The organism is Nodosilinea sp. AN01ver1 (genome assembly GCF_050565655.1).
Taxonomy (GTDB): Bacteria; Cyanobacteriota; Cyanobacteriia; order Phormidesmidales; family Phormidesmidaceae; genus Nodosilinea.
In genome coordinates, this window is record NZ_JBNXVS010000008.1 from 154,813 (window position 1) to 172,458 (window position 17,646).

At 58.9% G+C, this 17,646-nt stretch carries 14 protein-coding genes; 6 read left to right on the forward strand and 8 right to left on the reverse strand.

The features are described from left to right. Window positions 1–29: 29 nt before the first annotated feature. Complete coding sequence (locus ACQ4N7_RS09570; RefSeq protein WP_430711383.1) at window positions 30–1,856, reverse strand: M3 family oligoendopeptidase; 1,827 nt, start codon at window positions 1,854–1,856, stop codon at window positions 30–32. Between the two features lie 162 nt (window positions 1,857–2,018). On the opposite strand from ACQ4N7_RS09570, the gene ACQ4N7_RS09575 reads away from it, so the two are divergent. After that, on the forward strand, window positions 2,019–2,285 hold the full coding sequence (locus tag ACQ4N7_RS09575) for a hypothetical protein (RefSeq protein WP_430711384.1): 267 nt from the start codon (window positions 2,019–2,021) through the stop codon (window positions 2,283–2,285). 133 nt (window positions 2,286–2,418) lie between these two features. Here the strand turns inward: ACQ4N7_RS09575 and yidD are convergent, their stop codons facing one another. Together yidD and ACQ4N7_RS09585 are read right to left on the reverse strand one after the other, a co-directional pair. Continuing rightward, window positions 2,419–2,709: a membrane protein insertion efficiency factor YidD gene (gene yidD / locus ACQ4N7_RS09580; protein ID WP_430711385.1), complete on the reverse strand. Its 291-nt coding sequence runs from the start codon at window positions 2,707–2,709 to the stop codon at window positions 2,419–2,421. Between the two features lie 277 nt (window positions 2,710–2,986). Continuing rightward, window positions 2,987–4,387, reverse strand: coding sequence for an NAD(P)/FAD-dependent oxidoreductase (locus ACQ4N7_RS09585; RefSeq protein ID WP_430711386.1), 1,401 nt, complete (start codon window positions 4,385–4,387; stop codon window positions 2,987–2,989). Between the two features lie 348 nt (window positions 4,388–4,735). Here ACQ4N7_RS09585 and ACQ4N7_RS09590 point away from each other — a divergent pair, with 348 nt between their 5' ends. Then, the gene (locus ACQ4N7_RS09590) at window positions 4,736–6,547 is read left to right on the forward strand and encodes an aspartate kinase (protein ID WP_430711387.1); all 1,812 of its coding nucleotides are present in this window, start codon (window positions 4,736–4,738) and stop codon (window positions 6,545–6,547) included. Between the two features lie 132 nt (window positions 6,548–6,679). On the opposite strand, the gene ACQ4N7_RS09595 is transcribed toward ACQ4N7_RS09590, so the two are convergent. Both ACQ4N7_RS09595 and ACQ4N7_RS09600 read right to left on the reverse strand, forming a co-directional pair. Continuing rightward, a complete protein-coding gene (locus ACQ4N7_RS09595; protein ID WP_430711388.1) occupies window positions 6,680–7,024 on the reverse strand; it encodes a DUF1815 family protein in 345 nt (114 codons plus the stop codon). 383 nt (window positions 7,025–7,407) lie between these two features. After that, on the reverse strand, window positions 7,408–9,210 hold the full coding sequence (locus ACQ4N7_RS09600) for an ABC transporter ATP-binding protein/permease (protein ID WP_430711389.1): 1,803 nt from the start codon (window positions 9,208–9,210) through the stop codon (window positions 7,408–7,410). A gap of 199 nt (window positions 9,211–9,409) precedes the next feature. On the opposite strand from ACQ4N7_RS09600, the gene ACQ4N7_RS09605 reads away from it, so the two are divergent. Then, window positions 9,410–10,309 (forward strand): transglutaminase family protein, encoded by a 900-nt coding sequence (locus ACQ4N7_RS09605; protein WP_430711390.1) that lies wholly within the window; start codon window positions 9,410–9,412, stop codon window positions 10,307–10,309. Window positions 10,310–10,338: 29 nt separating this feature from the next. Here ACQ4N7_RS09605 and ACQ4N7_RS09610 read toward each other — a convergent pair whose 3' ends face one another. After that, window positions 10,339–11,658 (reverse strand): pentapeptide repeat-containing protein, encoded by a 1,320-nt coding sequence (locus ACQ4N7_RS09610; RefSeq protein ID WP_430711391.1) that lies wholly within the window; start codon window positions 11,656–11,658, stop codon window positions 10,339–10,341. Window positions 11,659–11,946: 288 nt separating this feature from the next. Between ACQ4N7_RS09610 and ACQ4N7_RS09615 the strand changes: the two genes are divergently transcribed. Next, window positions 11,947–13,428, forward strand: coding sequence for a site-2 protease family protein (locus ACQ4N7_RS09615; protein WP_430711392.1), 1,482 nt, complete (start codon window positions 11,947–11,949; stop codon window positions 13,426–13,428). A 206-nt stretch (window positions 13,429–13,634) separates the two neighbouring features. Here ACQ4N7_RS09615 and ACQ4N7_RS09620 read toward each other — a convergent pair whose 3' ends face one another. Next, window positions 13,635–14,582 (reverse strand): isopenicillin N synthase family dioxygenase, encoded by a 948-nt coding sequence (locus ACQ4N7_RS09620; protein WP_430711393.1) that lies wholly within the window; start codon window positions 14,580–14,582, stop codon window positions 13,635–13,637. Window positions 14,583–14,771: 189 nt separating this feature from the next. Here ACQ4N7_RS09620 and ACQ4N7_RS09625 point away from each other — a divergent pair, with 189 nt between their 5' ends. Then, entirely contained in the window at window positions 14,772–15,548 is a 777-nt protein-coding gene (locus tag ACQ4N7_RS09625; protein ID WP_430711394.1) for a peptidylprolyl isomerase, read from the forward strand. A gap of 129 nt (window positions 15,549–15,677) precedes the next feature. On the opposite strand, the gene ACQ4N7_RS09630 is transcribed toward ACQ4N7_RS09625, so the two are convergent. Next, on the reverse strand, window positions 15,678–16,013 hold the full coding sequence (locus ACQ4N7_RS09630; RefSeq protein WP_430711395.1) for a hypothetical protein: 336 nt from the start codon (window positions 16,011–16,013) through the stop codon (window positions 15,678–15,680). 706 nt (window positions 16,014–16,719) lie between these two features. Here ACQ4N7_RS09630 and ACQ4N7_RS09635 point away from each other — a divergent pair. After that, window positions 16,720–17,079 (forward strand): hypothetical protein, encoded by a 360-nt coding sequence (locus ACQ4N7_RS09635; protein ID WP_430711396.1) that lies wholly within the window; start codon window positions 16,720–16,722, stop codon window positions 17,077–17,079. Window positions 17,080–17,646 lie beyond the last annotated feature (567 nt).

Here is a 17,646-nt window from a genome sequence, read left to right on the forward strand (position 1 = left end):
GCGGCTCATAGATAATCCGACCCACTTATTTAGATAGCCAGGCTCTCTAACCGGCTGACGGCGCGATCGACAATATCCAGGCTGGCCTGCCAAAACTCGGGCTGGCGAATGTCCTGCTGCAGGTGGCGCTGCACCACCTCTTCTGCGGTCATGCTGCCGGTGTCGCGCAGCAGGTTGGTGTACAGGTCGTTAAAGGCGCTGCCGTAGCGGTCTTTTTGGGCGTAGATACCGAGGCTAAATAAATAGCCAAACAGGTACGGGTAGTTGTAGAAGCCCAGTTCTGCGATCGAGAAGTGCAGCTTGCTGGCCCAAAACATCTCGTCGTAGTGGGTCAGGCTGTCTTCGTACCAGTGCTGCCAGCTGTCGCGCATCATGGTTTTGAGGCTGTCTGCAATTACAAAGCCGCGCTGGCGAGCCTCGACCAGCTTTTGCTCAAAGGTAAAGCGCGACGGAATGTTGAGCAAAAATGTGGCGGCGGCGGATCCTTCTTCCCAGGCAATCTTGAGCTTTTGCCGAGGCGTGCTGGCCTGCTCAAACAGGGCGTCGCGCACCAACGTTTCGCCAAAAATGCTGGCCGTTTCGGCCAGGGTCATGGGGTAAAAGGTTTTGTAGCGGGGCAGGTCTTGCATGACCCAGTTGTGCCAGGCGTGGCCCAGCTCGTGGGCCAGGGTCAGCACGTTGTTCATGCTGCCCTCAAAGGTCATAAAAATGCGCGGCTCTTTCGGTTCAGCAAAGCTGGTGCAGTAGGCCCCGGTAGCTCGGTTGGGGGTGGGCTGGGCGTCAATCCAGCCTTTTTCGGCCATCATCACCGCAAAGTCGCCCATGGCCGGGGTGAACTGGCTAAAGGCGCTGGCGATCAGGTCAATGGCCTCGGCAAAGGTAATGCTTTCGCTCTGGCCCACGCTTGGGCTAGCAGCGGGGGGCGGCGCAAACAGATCCCAGGGGGCGGGCTGCAGGTCGAGCACCTTGCCCATCGCCTTTAAAGCTCGCTGGCCGATCGCCCGTCGCTGATAGGTCGCCTCCATCATGGCGTCGAGGGTGGCGCGATCGATGCGGCTCTGGTGGCAGCTTTTGTCGAGGTAGTGCAGGGTGCGGTGGTGCGATCGCCGCTTAGTTTCTTCTAGCCGCCAGCCGTTGATGGCGTTGAGAATGGCCGCCACCGTTTCGGCCCGACTCTCCCAGGCGGCATTGACGCCGTGCCAGGCCTCAGAGCGAACGGTGCGATCGGGGGAACTGAGCAGGTTAAAGGCTTTGGCTAAGCCCACGCTCTCGCCCCCGACAGTGCACTGCAGGGTGCCCGAAAGCTCGGTGTAGAGGTTGCCCCAGCCCTGCAGCCCATTCACGGCCAGGCCGGTGATCAGCTTTTCTTCGGCCAGGCTGAGCAGCTGATCGTTGAGCTGGCGCTGGTGCCGCAGCGAAAAACTCAGCTCTTCAAGCACCGGATCGGCCACCAGGGCCTCAAAAAAGTCGTCGCTGGCCCGCAGCAAAAAAATATCCAGTGCTTTAGTAACCTGGCTCAGTTCAGCGCCGAGCTGCTGCAGGGTGGGTTTCCACTCGCTAGCCTTAGCATCGCGCGAGTCAACGCTGAGAATAGACGAAATAAAGGTGCGCAGGTTGCCCAGCTGTTTGGCAATGGCGGTGCGCTGCTGGTGAGCGGCTCTAACCTGGGCCAGGCAGACCTCAAACTGGTCTGGGGCGAGCGGTGCTGCGGCCTCAATGGGCTCGACAAAGGGCGCGCAGAGGATGGCCAAAGTATCCATTTCGGCCTTGAGGCGGCGGGCGGTGGCCTCAATTTGGGGATCGTCACTGCCTGAAAAAAAGCGGCTATTGTCCCAGGTTTGCTGCAGGCTAGGCATGGGGGCGCAGAGCTAGAGGAGTGACTTTAGCTTAGCCAATGTTCGAGAGCTTGACCCTGGTTTTAACAAACAGGACTACAGCCCTTTAGCCACCTTGGATAGGGCTGACGGTGACGCCTGCTCCGGGTTGGGTTGGCCTGTTTCCTCAGCCTGACCAGTTTTTTGACCGTTGCCGTACAGCCGAGCCTGGCCCAAATTCCCCTCGATTCAAAAGAGGCCCACGGCCAAACCAAGGACGAGCTAACGGGGCGTATTCAGGGCAAACCCCTGAGTGCCGAAGAATGGCTAAATCGGGCCTACGATATGAGCGAAGCGACAGGCATACGGGAAGAGATGCGCCAGGCCGAAGGCAAGGTTGACCCCGAAGAGGACAACGAAAGCCTGGTTGAAAAGGCCACCGATGCCGTCAAGCGCGTCACGGGCAAGTGAGATAAAGCGAACTAAAGCTGGCAGCTAGTAAAACTGAAACTCCTCTACTGAATTGTTTCGTCGAGTGGGGACGGCAAGGCCTGAACGAGACACAGGCCTTGCCGTTTCGGGGTTGGGAGTGCGAGACCGACCACTAGATAGGGATGCAGCAGGGGATAATCAAGCATCCACCCTGGGCTCTTTGAGCACTTAGGGTTTGTGCCGCTGCTTTACAGTCTCTAAATCGCTGAGGCGCTAGTCGAATGGCGGTGCTCAGGTTTTGGTCAGTCAGCACCTGTTTAACATAGTCAGAGCACGACTCGCCGCCGTGCAAAAGACCGTGGGGGCAGGAGAAACCTTTGCGAGGCGAAATATGGGTACGGTAAACGTTAAGCGATGCGATCGCAGCCTGGGTGGCAAACGACTCAAAGGTGCTGCTAGTCATAGGGCGATGGGGCAAAAACATTAGCCTCAACTGTCCTCCAAAACCAAACTCAAAGGGCTCTATCGAGAGGTTAGTTTGCTGGACAGTGCTTTAAAGAGGGTTGAAATTGCCTGTACGGACTAGAGTCGCCCCCTCTGGGAGTTAACCAGGCCTTGCTGGGGTGAAAGAACTTTTTACGCGATCCTTCAGAATTGAGCCAGCCAGCGCGATCGGGCGCTAGGTCTATGCCTAGCGCCCGATCGCAGTGCGTCTGCTCGTTTGAACTAACTGGAGGTCGCTAGCGATCGCCCGCCGCCGTCACCTCGACTTTCTCCACCACTTTCTCGGTGATCAATCGTGACCCCTGCTTGCGGGTCAGATAGTTGGCTCCCCACTGGGTCATCACCATCAGCTTGTTGTCAAACTCAATCAGGTAAAAAATGTGCACAAACAGCCACACAAACCAGGCCGGGAAGCCGGTGAGCTTGGCCCAGGGCAGGTTGACCACGGCGGCGTGGCGACCGATCACCGCCAGGCTGCCGCTGTCTTTGTACTCAAAGGCAGGCAGAGTTTCGTTCTGAAGCCGCTTTTGAATCAGTCGGGCCACGTACTTGCCCTCCTGCATCGCCACCGGAGCCACGCCGGGCAGGGGGCGATCCCCCTGGTGGGCAAAGTGGGCCAGGTCACCCACCACAAAAATGTTGGGATGGGTCGGCAGGCTGAGGTCGTGGCTGACAATTACGCGGCCCGAGCGATCGCGCTCTGCCCCGGTGCGATCGGCCAGCAGCCCACCCATGCCGGGGTCGCGCACCCCCGCCGCCCACAGCACCGTACCCGCCTGCAGCGTGCTCACCTCGTCGCCTTGCTTGAGGGTAATCTGGTGACCCGCAATATCAGTGACCAGCGACTTGGTCAGCACCTCAACCCCGAGCTTTTCCAGGTCGGCGTGGGCGCGGGCCGACAGCTCCGGCGGAAAGGGCGGCAGCACCCGATCCATGCCCTCGATCAGCAGAATGCGGCTGGCGGTGGTGTCAATATGGCGAAAGTCGTTGCGCAGGGTGTGGTGGGCTAGCTCAGCCAGCGACCCGGCCAGCTCAACCCCGGTGGGGCCGCCACCCACGATCACAAAGGTGAGCAGGCTTTGCTTCAGCTCGGGGTCGGTGGTGTTTTCTGCTTTCTCAAAGGCCGCAAAGATGCGCCGCCGCATTTCTAGAGCGTCTTCTACGGTCTTGAGGCCGGGGGCGACATCGGCCCAGTCGTCACGGCCAAAGTAGAAGTGGCTCATGCCCGTGGCCACAATCAGGCTGTCGTAGGGAATGGTGCGGCCATCTTTGAGGCTGACCCGCTGCTGCTCGGGGTCAACATCGGTGACTTCGCCCATCAGCACGCGGGTATTCTTTTGGGCGCTCAGCACGCCGCGCAGGGGGGAGGCAATGTCGCCCGGCGACAGCCCGCCCATGGCCACCTGATACAGCAGCGGCTGAAACAGGTGAAAGTTGCGCTTGTCAATTAGCGTCACCTCGACATCGGCTCGACCCAGATGCTGGGCCGCATAGAGGCCGCCAAAGCCGCCCCCGATAATTACCACCTGGGGTTTGCCAGGGGTAACCGGCGGCACATCAGTGGTGGGAGATGGGCTTTTAAGGACCGTATCTGGAACCATGGCGCTGGAGTCGAGAGGACGGGGGACGGTCTGCATGACAATACGGGGAAGCGGGTTGTTACTTTTCGTTATAAAACACAATACCGCTAAATACTGTGCCCTGTGCTATATCCCTTTAACCTGGCCAGGCCCGATCAAGATTGAGCCAAGATAGCCCTGGGGGGTGTAATGGGTAGGGGCTGGGCTGATAGAGTAGAAGATCGGGTTTTGGTCTTCGCCCCAGACCTCTTTGCGATCAAATCGCCTGGGGCGGCGTTCTGGAGTGATGGTATAAGACTAAAATTTGAAGGGCTTTAGCCCCAGTCTGTCCCAACCCCGAAAATAAGACCAGGCCGCATTGGTAGGGAAGGGCTCAACCCTCGCAGGGAGGCGAACGACAACACTATGGCGCTGATCGTACAGAAATATGGGGGCACCTCCGTAGGCACCGTGGAGCGCATTCAGGCGGTGGCCCAGCGGGTGAAGGCGACGGTAGAGGCGGGCAACTCGGTGGTGGTGGTGGTGTCGGCCATGGGCAAGACCACCGACGGCTTGGTCAAGCTGGCCGCCGACATTACCAACCAGCCCAGCCGCCGCGAGATGGACATGCTGCTGTCGACCGGCGAACAGGTCTCCATTGCGCTGCTGACTATGGCCCTGCACGCCCAGGGGCAGGAGGCGATCTCGCTGACCGGGGCGCAGGTGGGCATTGTCACCGAGGCCGAGCACACCCGCGCCCGGATTCTGAAAATTAAGACCGATCGCCTGCAGCGCCACCTCAGCGAGGGCAAGGTGATTGTGGTGGCCGGGTTTCAGGGCATTAGCCAGACCTCTGATCTCGAAATTACTACCCTGGGCCGGGGCGGCTCCGACACGTCGGCGGTGGCCCTGGCGGCGGCACTAGGAGCCGAAAAGTGCGAAATCTACACCGATGTGCCCGGCATTTTGACCACCGACCCGCGCCTGGTGCCCGAGGCCCAGCTGATGGAGGAAATTACCAGCGACGAAATGCTGGAGCTGGCCAGTCTGGGAGCTAAGGTGCTGCACCCCCGGGCCGTAGAAATTGCCCGCAACTACGGCGTTACCCTGGTCGTGCGATCGAGCTGGACCGATGAGCCCGGCACTCGCGTGATTTCTCCCCGGCCCCAGCCGCGCCCGCTGGAGGGGCTGGAGCTGGCCCACCCGGTGGATGCCGTCGAGTTTGACACCGACCAGGCCAAGGTGGCGCTGCTGCGCATTCCCGATCGCCCCGGCATTGCCGCCCGACTATTTGGCGAACTGGCTACCCAGGCGCTGAACGTCGATTTAATTATTCAGTCGATCCACGAGGGCAACACCAACGACATCGCCTTCACTATGGTGAAAGCTAATTTAGCGAAGGCCGAAGCGGTGGCCGAGGCAATTGGCCCGGCCCTGCGCAGCGACCCTACCGACACCACCCAGGCCGAGGTGATGGTCGACCAGCGGATGGCGAAAATCAGCATTGCCGGGGCGGGCATGATTGGCCGTCCGGGGGTGGCCGCCAAGATGTTCTCGTCGCTGGCGGCGGCGGGGATCAACATTCAGCTAATCTCCACTTCAGAGGTGAAGGTGAGCTGCACGATCGACGTGGCCGACTGCGATCGCGCCATTGCCGTCCTTTGCGAGGCCTTTGAGGTCACCTCGTCGCCCGTGCCCCAGGGCGATTTGCCCCAGGCGACGACTCCAGCCCCAGAGGTGCGCGGGGCCGCTCTCGATATCAAGCAGGCCCGCGTCGCCATTCGCCACGTGCCCGATCGCCCCGGCATGGCCGCGAAAATCTTTCAGCTGCTGGCCACCCACGGCGTTAGCGTTGACATGATCATTCAGTCGCAGCGCTGTCGTCTGGTCAACGGGCAGGCCACCCGCGACATTGCCTTTACCGTGGCCCAGGCCGACGCTCAAACCGCCAAGGCCGTCGTTGAGTCTGCCGCCGCCGAGCTGGGCTTGGGGGATGTGGCGGTGGATGAAGCGATCGCCAAGGTCAGCGTGGTGGGCACGGGCATGATCTACGCCCCCGGCGTGGCCGCCCGCATGTTTAAAGCTCTCTCGGAGCAGGGGATCAATCTGCAAATGATTGCCACCTCAGAGATCAAAATCAGCTGCGTGGTGGCCGAGGCCGAGGGCGTGACGGCCCTGCGAGCGGTGCACAATGCCTTTGGGCTGGCCGGGCTGAAGCGTACGGTGGTGCCCGCTTAGACCAACCAAACGCAAAAAACACCGCTGGCAGCCATCGGTGTCCGACTTCCCCATGAGGGGAAGGGTTTCTAATGTGCAGTTGCGATCGCTAAACCAGAGAAGACCAGGCAGCGGCCCGAGCCCTATCTACCCTTAGACTTTGGCAGATACGGCTTCCTGAGAGCCCACCGGCTTGATGCGGAACTTGACTAGGTTGGCCAGTTCCTGCAGCTGGTGAATGGCCTCGGCCCCTTCCAGCTTCATCAGCTCGCGATCGTCGCGCATCTCGGTCCAGGTGATGCCGTAGTCGGACACCAGAAAGCGAATCAGGTGGTCATCGCCCAGGCTCACCATAAAGGATGCGCTGTTGAGCTGGCCACCGCAGGTGTAGCAGGATGCGAGATAGCCCATATCCTCAAGCACTGTGGCCAGCGCTTGCAGGTTCATGACCAGATCCCTAACAAATTGACGGTGCTGCTCGGCTAATCGGACAAACATAACGACACTCCTCGTTACCCATAGAAATTGTAGCCTAAAAATTAATTAATTCTTAAGATGTCGACTAGGGTGCTTATTTTCTGCTTTCTTAATTCGTCCATCTTAACTATCTCCGTCGCGAATAGGCCTCTTCTCAACGATAATCAGACGTCTACCGGTTGCTCTACAGCCAAGAAAGCAGGCTGGGAAAGCATTCTGTAGATTGTGAAAACTTGAAAACTTGTGCGTTCTAACATGAAGGTTGCCCATGGAGCCCTCCTTTGGCGCACCCACAGGTCAATGCACATCGACTTAGGGTAAGCACTAACCCCAGGTCAATCGGTAGCTGTCACCACTAAATGAGCGTTCTGGGCCGTAATGTCATCCAATCTTGAGGAATCGAGCTAGGAATCTACTGGGGCTAGCTCGGTAGACTTGAGCGTCCAGGTGTGGTCTTCGCTCAGTTCGAGGGTGATTTGGTGGTAGTCGTGAAGCGACTCGCGGTGGCCGACGCTGACAAAAGTGGTGCCGGTGTGGCGCAGGTGGTGGTAGAGTTTGGCTTCGTTGGCCAGGTCGAGGGCGCTGGTGGCCTCATCCAGAATAGCAAACTTGGGCTGGTTGAGCAGAATGCGGGCAAAGGTAAGGCGCTGCTGCTCGCCCAAAGACAGCACATCACCCCATTCTTCCACGGCGTCAAAGCCGCCAAAGCGATTGGCTAAATTGGCTAAATTCACCTTTTCCAGGGCAGCTTGCAGGGCGGCATCGTCAATATCCTGGCGGGTGTGGGGGTAGAGCAGCTGATCCCGCAGGGAGCCGAGAATCATGTAGGGCTTTTGGGGCAAAAACAAAATATTGTCGAGATCGGGGCGGTGGATGGTGCCGCTGCCGGATTGCCACAGGCCCGCGATCGCCCGCAGCAGCGAGCTTTTACCGCAGCCGCTGGGCCCCACGATCAGCAGTCCGCTCTGGTCGGGCACCGCTATAGATAGATCTTCGACCAGGGTGCGCTGGTAGTTGGGGGTTTGCAGGGTAAAGTCTTGCAGGGCAAGGGAATCGGCGGTGGCGATCGCGATTTTAGGCTGGTCGGTCGTCTTGGGCTCAGTATCTTCGAGCGTGGTGCGTTCGGGCTCGGACTCCGGTTTGGTAGTCTCTGTCTCTGTGGAGTCCTTAGCAACGACTGGTTTGGCAGACTCGATCTCACCGTGGTTGAGTGCTTCGGCAAAGCCGTAGAGGCGATCGATCCCGGCCCCGAAGGAGGTCAGTTCTGAAAACCGGGCCACCACCACGTTGAGCGAAAAGAATACCCGCACAAACGCCCCCTGGGCCTCGGAGACTTTGCCCACTTCGAGATCGCCTGCAAACACAGCGGGGGCCACCACGATCGCGGGCAGCACAAAGGGAATGAACTCGTAGGCGTTGGTCAGAACGTTGAGGTTGAGTTCCCAAATGATCAGCCGCTTGAAGTTTTCGAAGGCGGCCATAAAGCGATTGTTGACCTGGCTGGCCTCCTGGGCTTCGCCCCGGTAGAAGGCGATCGCCTCGGCGTTTTCGCGAATGCGCACCAGGCTGAAGCGAAAGTTGGCCTCCCGCTTGAGCTGCTCAAAGTTGAGCCGCACCAGGGGCTGGCCAAACACCAGCACCGTGACCAGAGTGCCCACCACGGCGTAGAGCACCAGAAAGCCCACCAGCGACGTTGAAATGCCCCACAGCACGCTGCTAAAGGCCACCACCTGGAGCACCGAGCTGACCACCACCAGCAGCAGCGCCAGCGACTGCTGGGTAAAGTTCTTGACGTCTTCGGCGATCCGCTGGTCGGGGTTGTCGATGTCGGGCTGAAACTGCTGAATGTCGTAGAAGGCGCGATCGCGGAAGTAATCGCCCACAAACCGCCCGGTCAGCCAGCGCCGCCACTCCAGGCCCAGGCGCTTTTGCAGATAGTCGTAGCCCGCCAGCAGCGGCGCGTAGGCCACCAGCACGCCAATAAACACCAGCACCGTTTCCCAAAAGCGGGCCTCATCTTTGGCCGACAGGGCCGAGATCAGCACGCCGCGCTTGTTGTTGAGCACCACGCTGAGGCCGGTATAGCCCAGCAAAAATACCGCAATCAGCAGCAGCAGGCCTCCGGCTTTCCACTTTTCGTCGCCAAACCAGTACGATTTTGCGATCGCCCAAAACCGTCTGAACCCCGTCAGGTTAAATCGTTCCATGCCGTCGCTGCGTCTCCCGCTGTGCAAAGGGTGCTGGGGAGATCTTACAAAAGTTAATCCTTTTGTGCTGGAGTGAGGCTGAGCGGCAAATCTGCGTCCTGACCGTTCCTGAACAGGTAGCCCACATTGCCAGACCGATTACACCATCAGACAGCCGCCCGTAGTACAAAGAATGCAGCCTGATTCTAGGACTGCCCCTATGTCCGTTATTTACGAAGTCGAGCATGTCACCCGCTATCGCTACGCCAAGCCGGTTACCTTTGGCCCCCATCGGGCCGTGTTTTTGCCCCGAGGCAGCTACAGCGGTCGGCTGCTGAGCTATTCGCTCGACATCAATGTGCCGGCCAGAGTGCACTGGGTCAGCGATACGCTCTCAAACAACGTGGCGGTGATTGAGGTAACGGAACCCGCCGCAGAACTCACGGTGACCTGCCGGTTTCAGGGCGAACATTTTGGCACCCGCAGCATCGAAGACTTTCCCCTCGACCCCAGGGCCGACGAGGTGCCGGTGCAGTACACCCCCGACGAATGGACCGATTTGGCGGTCTACCTCAGGCCCCACGCCGAAGACCCAGACGGCTCGGTAGCGGCCTGGGCGAAGCGCTTTGTGGGGGGCGATCGCGATGCCACCAGCGACGTGCTGAACCGAATTATGAACACCATTCGCGACACCTTTACCTATCGGGCGCGGGAAGAAGAAGGCACCCAGCCCCCTGGCGAAACCCTGCGGCTAAAATCGGGCACCTGCCGCGACTACGCCTGGCTCATGATCGAAACCCTGCGGCGGCTGGGATTTGCCTGTCGGTTTGTGTCGGGCTATCTCTACGACTCGGCCCTCGACGGCGGCGACGTGGGCATGACCGGGTCGGGGGCCACCCACGCCTGGCTACAAGTGTATCTGCCGGGGGCTGGCTGGCTGGTGTACGACCCCACCAACCGCATTACCGAAGGGTTTGATTTAATTGCGGTGGCGATCGCGCGGCACCCCGGTCAGGCCATTCCATTGGCCGGGTCGTGGTTTGGCCATGCCGACGACTACCTGGGCATGGAGGTGTCAGTAGCCGTCCGCAAGCTGGGCAGCATCCCAGAGTTCACCTAGTCACCCAAATCGCCAGTTCAAAATCAACATCAGCGCCCCAGCCGATTGGGCACATCGGCACAGCCACCGGGAACCGTAGCGCGAGTGCCCTCGCCGCCCCAGGCGCAGACGTAGCGGCGCTGTTCCTCAGAGAGGCGATAGACGTTGCTCAGGTTGGCCCCCTCGACCACGGCCCCCGTATTCACCCCAGTTACATAGTCGGGAGCCCCCGTGCGGGTGCGGGGGGTGGCGGTGTCTGCACTGCCGTAAAACAGTCGCGCCTCCATCAGGTCGGCCCCAGACAAGTTGGCCTGGTACAAAATTGACCGGGCAAAGTTGGTGCGCACCAGGTCAGCGCGGCGCAGATCGGCGCGAATCAGGTTGGTTTCGCTGAGGTCGGCCCAGCGCAGGTCGGTGCCCGACAGGTCGGCAGCGGCCAGCATCGCCCCCAGGTCAATCACGCGGGTGCCGCTGAGCCGGTCTTCTTCGTAACCGCCGCGCCCGTCTAGAATGGCTCGGCCCAGGCGATTGTCGCGGCGCAGGGGGGTGAGCAGCTTAGAGCGCGACAAAAAGCGAATTACCTTGGCCTTGCCGCCCGCGTCAACGCTGCCCAAAATAGCGGCGGTGCGAGCCTCGGCAATAATGCGCTCCTGGGGCCAGTCTTCGAGCAGCCCTTCCTCGTCGAGCACCAGCTCTGAGATGCCCTGAAAGAAAGAATCGATGGTCTGCTGCTGGGTGATCAAGTTTTGCTGGCGGGTTAGATCGCGGGAAATCACGTACTGCCGCCAGGCCACAAATAGGGCTAAAAAGGCAATAAAAATCTGCCCGATCGCCCCCAAAAAGTCGCCTAGGGAGCCGAGAATATCCCACCGCAGGGTCAGGCCCCAGGTCAGAATGGCGCGGTTGATGCCGGTGATGTTCATCAGCCCCACAAGGCCGATAATCACGCCCGGAATGGCGATTAGCAGCGACTGCTGCCGGGCCGACAGTTCCCCCAGCACTTCTTGAAAAAAGGGCCACATCAGCCGCAGGGAGACCAGCGTGGCCACCAGCGACCCGGCCAGAGTGAGCCAGAAACTGCTGGTGATCAGCCCCAGCCCAATGACGGCCACCGACACGACCGTAATCGCGCTGGCCGAAGTTAACGCCGGGTCAACCAGAATGGGGCCAGCAGTCGTGGGGTCGGAAGGGTCGAGATCGAGGCGCTGAGCCAGCGGTGGCGGCGGGCTACTGGACAAACTGTCGCTGGTAGCCGGGGCTGGGTAAAGCTGAGCGATCGCAGCATCAGCACCATTGCCGGGGTCATGGGTAGAATCTGCGGTTGGGCTGGCTGGCTGGGGCTGAGCCGGATCGGGGGGCGGTGAAGTCATAGCGGGCGGCAGCGGGCAAGAACGAGCTGACAAAACTAGGCGGATAAAACTAGATCAGGCCCCTGACAGCACAGGGCGAGGGATCTGGCTTTATTTAAGCACCTTAACCCTGGAATGGCCCTAGGGCCTGTTGGCCACAGTCAGCATCCCAGGATGCGGTTTCACCCAAGGCCCAGGCTCAAACAATGGCTAGCGCCGCCCCTCCTAGTCGCCCTAGCCTATCAACGGTAGACTAATGGGGGTTTTGTGCGCCTTTTGAGGCGGGTAGAGGAGGTTAAAAACGGCAGCATGGCGATTACTGGATTAATTTTGCTGGCCGCGATCGCTATTCTCGTCTGGGGCTATCGCCGCGCTCAGCCCTACGGCAGCGTGGGCATTTTGGCCTGGCTCCAGTCGGTGGTGCTGATGGGGCCGTGGCTGTTGTTCTTTGGGCTGTTTGCCCTGGGTATTTACATCAACCTGGCTGGTGTGCTGGTGCTGGTGCTGGGGTCGACGGGCCTCTATATCTACCTGGGGCGTCGACTGCGCGACCTGGGTCAGGACATGCTCTCGACCCAGCGCCCGGTTTCAGCCATGGCAGAGGTCAATCAGGCCAACAGTGAAAGCCCTGAGCAAACAGACCAGCCCACCCCCGCCCCGAGTAAATCTGCCGTAGAACTCTCTATCCCTGCCGACGATCTGGCCCAAATTGAGGGCATTTTTGGCCTCGATACCTACTTTCGCACCGAGACTATCCCCTACGACCAGGGGGCCATTTTTCGCGGCAACCTGCGGGGCGAACCGGCGGCCACCCAGGCCCAGCTAGCCGCATCGCTGCAGGAACGGCTGGGCGATCGCTACCGCCTGTTCTTAGTCGAAAACCTGGAGCAAAAGCCCACCGTCGTCGTGCTGCCCGCCAGCGCCGACCCGGTCAAAACCACCCCGGCCCAGTGGGCGCTGGCCGGGGTACTGGCGATCGCCACCACCTTCACCGGGCTAGAGGCCGGGGCCATTTTGCAGGGCTTTGACCTGCTGCAAGACGGTTCTCGCTGGCGAGCCGCCCTGCCCTTTTTAGTCGCCCTGCTGGTCATCCTCGTCGCCCACGAGGCGGGGCACTGGGTCACCGCCCGTCGCTACAAAATTCGCCTCAGCCCGCCCTTTCTAATTCCGGCCTGGCAAATTGGGGCCTTTGGCAGCCTCACCCGGTTCGAGTCGCTCTTGCCCAACCGCAGCGTGCTGTTTGACATTGCTCTGGCTGGCCCCGCCGCAGGCGGACTGGTTTCCCTGGCCATGCTGATTGGCGGGCTGCTGCTGTCACACCCCGGCAGTGCCTTTCAAATTCCCTCCGGCTTTTTTCAGGGATCAATACTAATTGGGGCTCTGGCTCGCGTCGTGCTCGGCTCGGCCCTGCAAGAGCCGCTGGTCGATATTCACCCGCTCACTATTATGGGCTGGCTGGGTTTGGTCATCACCGCCCTCAACCTGATGCCCGCCGGGCAACTCGACGGTGGCCGCCTGGTGCAGGGCATCTACGGGCGCAAAACCCTGAGCCGCACGACCCTGTTCACCCTGGTAGTGCTGGCCCTGGTAGCGCTGGCCAACCCTCTGGCCCTCTACTGGGCAGCCGTCATTGTGCTTTTGCAGCGCACCCCCGAGCGCCCCTGCCTTAACGATATTTCTGAACCCAACGACGCCCGTGCCGCCCTGGGGCTGCTGGCCCTGTTTTTAGCGCTGACCGTGCTACTGCCGCTGACCCCCAGTCTGGCTGGTCGGCTGGGTATTGGGGCTTGAGGGGATGGGTAGATGAGTACTGGTCCCTGAGCGGAGTCGAAGGGAGGGGATGGGTACTGGTCCCTGAGCGGAGTCGTTCGCGCTAGCGTCTCCTGTAAGGAGAAAGGAGGGCAGTGGGTGATTAGCTAGGTAAGCTGGGCTTGCTTAGTAGGAGAATGGGGGATGGGGAAGACGTTGTGGCGACTCTCCCTCACCTGTCCTTCGCTTTACCTGAATGCGCCTTCGCCTACTGGCTCCACCCGAATCTCCTCCAGCCGCTGGGCCAGATAGGCCGCTGCCGTAATCGGTGGAAACTGGGCAGTGCCCCCCGTGCGATCGATCAGGCTGTCAATCGGAGTTAAATCAACCTCAGGCCGAGGATGCACAAAGAACGGCATAGACAGACGGGCCTGGTTGCTCGACTGGGGGTTGACGACCCGGTGGGTGGTGCTTTTAAACAGGCCGTTAGTCAGGTTTTGCAGCATGTCGCCCGTATCAACCACAATCTGACCGGGGGTGGTCTGAACGGGTAGCCACTTGCCCTGCTGGGTCAAAATTTCTAGCCCTGGGGCGGTGGCCTCGCAGAGTAGGGTTATCAGGTTGATATCTTCGTGGGGGGCGGCCCTGAGACTGCCGGGAGGGGCTACCCCCACCGCCGGGTAGTGGGCCAGCCGCAGCACGGTATTGCCTCCGGTCGCCATCGCCACCAGCCAGTCCTGGGGCTGGCCCAGATATTCGGCACAGGCGGTTAGCAGCACCTCAGCACAGGCCATCAGCTGCTGGTAGAGGCGCATCATTACCGGGCGAAAGGAGGGCACTTCTTGAGGCCAGGGCGCATCGGGCGCGCTCAGGCTGTGGCGGTTGACGTGCCAAAACTCCTTCAGATCGGGAACGGTGTAGCCCTTGGCCTGCTCGCTGCCCAGGCTAGAAAAGCCGCCCACGCCCCGCTGGTGGGGTGGTGAGTACCTGGCCTTAGCCGGTTCTGGGAGGGCAAAGACCTCGGCAGCGACCTGGTAGGCCCGCCGCACCACCTCGGGCGAAACAGGATGCGGTTCGAGAATAAAGAACCCCACCGACTCAAGCGCCTCACCCAGGGTAGCGATCGCCCGCTGCCGCGCCGCCGTTGTACTGAGCAAATCGGGATAAGACACCACAGGAATGGCGGGCCGGGTCATGGCGTTGTCCTTGGGGACGATAAAACAGTTGGGTGGATTGTAGCAGCCTGGTCAACCCCAGACCGCCCGCGATAAAACTCCGTTGGCCTTGAATGTAGAGGAACTATCAATTCAGGCCCATTGCCCTGCGAATGACTTCGCATAATGCGATAAGGTTGGGCTAGCTGGTCTGTTTCGCCCCTTCTTGCTGTGACTACGCCTTCGCCCCCCGATTTCAGCCCGGTACTGCACATTGGCCCCCAGGCACTGACCGCTGCCGATGTGTTACCCCTGCTGAGGCGCTACGGCCTGCTGCCCGCTCTGGTCAAAGAACTCGTGATTGATCAGGCGATCGCCGCTGTTGCCCTTACCTCCGAGCAGGCCAGCCAGGCTGTAGATCAGTTCTTGCAGCTCAATCAAATTGCCAGTCCTGAGCAGTGCCAGAGCTTTTTGGCCCAGCGCGGGCTGAGCGAAGCCGATCTGGCCCTGTTAGCAGAACGCACCCAAAAGCTGCGGCAGTACAAGCTCGACACCTGGGGGCCTAAGGTTGAGTCTTACTTTTTGCAGCGCAAGAGCCACCTCGACCGGGTGCTGTATTCCCTCATTCGCACCCGAGAGGCGGGGCTGGCCCAGGAGCTTTTCTTTCGCATTCAAGATGATGGCCAGCCCTTTGCTGATCTGGCCAGGGAGTACTCCGAAGGGCAGGAGGCTCAAACCGGCGGGCTAATTGGCCCGGTCGAGCTGTCGGTGCCGCACCCGGCCCTGTCGAGAATTTTGGCCATCAGCCAGCCGGGGCAGCTGTGGCCGCCTACCCGAGTGGGTGAGTGGTTTGTGGTGGTGCGGCTGGAAAAGTTTTTGCCCGCCCGCCTCGATGACGCCACGCGCCAGCGCCTGATCGACGAGTTGTTTAACACCTGGCTACAGGAGCAGGTGCAAACCGCTCTACAGGCCAATTCCCACGGCAATTCTTTGGTGGAACAGGAGTAGCCTCTGTAGAGTTGTAGGTTGGGTGGCGCGTCAGCAGAACCCAACAAGGCTTGCTGCTGTTGGGTTTCACTTCGTTTCACCCAACCTACGAGAACTCCAACGTTTAGTTTTGACGCTGCACCAGGGATGCTATGAAATCAGCAGCGTTTTGGTCAAAATCACCATCCACGTCTCGACTCCGCTCGACGACCGCGTTTCGACTCCGCTCAGCGGAGCAGGCATGGGGTCGCTCCAGTTGTTGGGGTCGGCGTAGCCGAGGGCGTGGAGGATTTTGATAGTGCGATCGATGCCTGCCAAACTGCCAAAGAGCATGTGGCGCACTTTTTCGGGGGTTGGGGGCTTTAGGGACCGGGTCCCTTCGTCGTTGCCCCCGGCCCCTGACGAAAGCGGCAGGGACCGGGTCCCTGGATTGGTCTCTTGAGGCTCTTGGTTGTGGTTGGCTTCTGGTTCTTGATAGTCAAACATCGGTTCTGTTTCCTTGTAGTGGGTACGGAAGAAACAGAACGCGAAAACCCTAGCCGCCCGCAGCGCAAGTGCAAACTGAAGGGGCTAGGGTACCATGGGCCTAGCCTCGCAATCTGCGGCGTAGATTTGCGGGGTTAGCTGTCTGTTGGTGGTGCAAACACCTTCAGACAGCGCCAAGATTTTCGAGTTCTGTGAAACCACCGCTCGGGCTGAACGGCTTAACGTAAAAGAGTACTGGTACAAAAGCTCCCCGTCAAGCGCGTAGAGACAGGGGCATTGCTGGTGAAGATTTTCTTAAAGTACCTGAATAACACCTCTGAGAAGTCTATTATGCCGACTAAGATCTGCATAACACCCCTATGTAAGGTAGTTATCAAGACTCTGTTCTGCATAACACCCTGTTTTGGGGAGATAGCCCGATTAAAATCTGCATAACGCCTTAAAACGGGGTGTTATACAGATACTTTTTTGCATAACGCCCCCCTCTGAAGTCGATATTCAACTCAAGATCTGGCTAATCACCCTGACTAGGGGCGTTATGCAGAATACAGAGACAAAAATCAGACTAAACACAAGTTGGGCTGCTTTATATCTCGGTAAAGGGCATTTGTGTAGATTGTCGGGATGTGGTGAAAAGCAAAGGTTGTCTGTAGGTGTATGTGCTATAAATTGGCAAAGGTTCAGAATTATTGGGGTTACTACCAAGATGGAATCATCCGTACTAGCTTTACAAGCTGTAAATATTGCACTGTGGGCGATCGATAAAGTTTCAGGTGGTGCTTTGGAAAAGGCTGGGGCAGATGTTTTAAGTTTCCTGGCAGGAAGATTTCAAGGCAAGCTCCAAATTGAAAAGTCTGAACCAAAACTCCTGGAAGCCGCCATCCTAAGTGAAGCTGAATGGGATAGCAACTTCAAAGAAGACCTCGAAAGACTAGTAACTAATTATCAACAAATTCAAAATTCTTTCCGTGTTTCTCAAAGTACTGAATCAGGAGTCAACATCAATGTTGATAACAATTCAGGAAAGGTTGTGGGGCAGCAGATAGGGCAGCAATTTTTTCGTTAATCAATTTTTTGATCTCAAAGATTCTGATTTACAGCCTCATAGAAATCTGTTTAAGAAGCTGCTTAATTACATCAAAGTAGCTTTGTTCTTGGTATGCGCGGTATTCTTCTGGGTTTTATTTGGTTGGTTAGCTGACTACTCATTTCCTTTCGGTCAAGCATTAGAGCTATTTCTAGCATGTTTCAGGGGCACTGTTTCAGCAAAAATTAATAGCTTACAACAGCAATTACAGAGAACGGATATAATTCCTCAACCTGATAATAGGCAGCAAATTCAAAAACTGAATAACCTAGAGTCTCAAGCATGGCTGTATAAAAGCCAGGGCCATTTCATTCTCAAGGAAGGCTGAAGATGCTAGAGTTTCAGGCTGATTCATCTTTTCCTTAGGCTCTATGCATCTTTCTCCTCCATCCCCTGCTACGGTTCCCCAAACCCACCCCGAGTCGTTGCCTGAGCGGATCGAGATTCTGGAAGCCTTCGCTGATCTGCCCGACGTGCGTCAGGCGTCTGGGAAGCGGCATCATATGGCCCTGTGCCTGGCGCTCTTTACCCTGGCGGTGACAGCAG

Bases quoted from the DNA above. Each gene is read 5' to 3' on its own strand.
- ACQ4N7_RS09570 (WP_430711383.1), bottom strand. From the start codon at position 1,856: ATGCCTAGCCTGCAGCAAACCTGGGACAATAGCCGCTTTTTTTCAGGC.
- yidD (WP_430711385.1), bottom strand. From the start codon at position 2,709: ATGACTAGCAGCACCTTTGAGTCGTTTGCCACCCAGGCTGCGATCGCA.
- ACQ4N7_RS09585 (WP_430711386.1), bottom strand. From the start codon at position 4,387: ATGCAGACCGTCCCCCGTCCTCTCGACTCCAGCGCCATGGTTCCAGAT.
- ACQ4N7_RS09590 (WP_430711387.1), top strand. From the start codon at position 4,736: ATGGCGCTGATCGTACAGAAATATGGGGGCACCTCCGTAGGCACCGTG.
- ACQ4N7_RS09595 (WP_430711388.1), bottom strand. From the start codon at position 7,024: ATGTTTGTCCGATTAGCCGAGCAGCACCGTCAATTTGTTAGGGATCTG.
- ACQ4N7_RS09600 (WP_430711389.1), bottom strand. From the start codon at position 9,210: ATGGAACGATTTAACCTGACGGGGTTCAGACGGTTTTGGGCGATCGCA.
- ACQ4N7_RS09605 (WP_430711390.1), top strand. From the start codon at position 9,410: ATGTCCGTTATTTACGAAGTCGAGCATGTCACCCGCTATCGCTACGCC.
- ACQ4N7_RS09610 (WP_430711391.1), bottom strand. From the start codon at position 11,658: ATGACTTCACCGCCCCCCGATCCGGCTCAGCCCCAGCCAGCCAGCCCA.
- ACQ4N7_RS09615 (WP_430711392.1), top strand. From the start codon at position 11,947: ATGGCGATTACTGGATTAATTTTGCTGGCCGCGATCGCTATTCTCGTC.
- ACQ4N7_RS09620 (WP_430711393.1), bottom strand. From the start codon at position 14,582: ATGACCCGGCCCGCCATTCCTGTGGTGTCTTATCCCGATTTGCTCAGT.
- ACQ4N7_RS09630 (WP_430711395.1), bottom strand. From the start codon at position 16,013: ATGTTTGACTATCAAGAACCAGAAGCCAACCACAACCAAGAGCCTCAA.
- ACQ4N7_RS09635 (WP_430711396.1), top strand. From the start codon at position 16,720: ATGGAATCATCCGTACTAGCTTTACAAGCTGTAAATATTGCACTGTGG.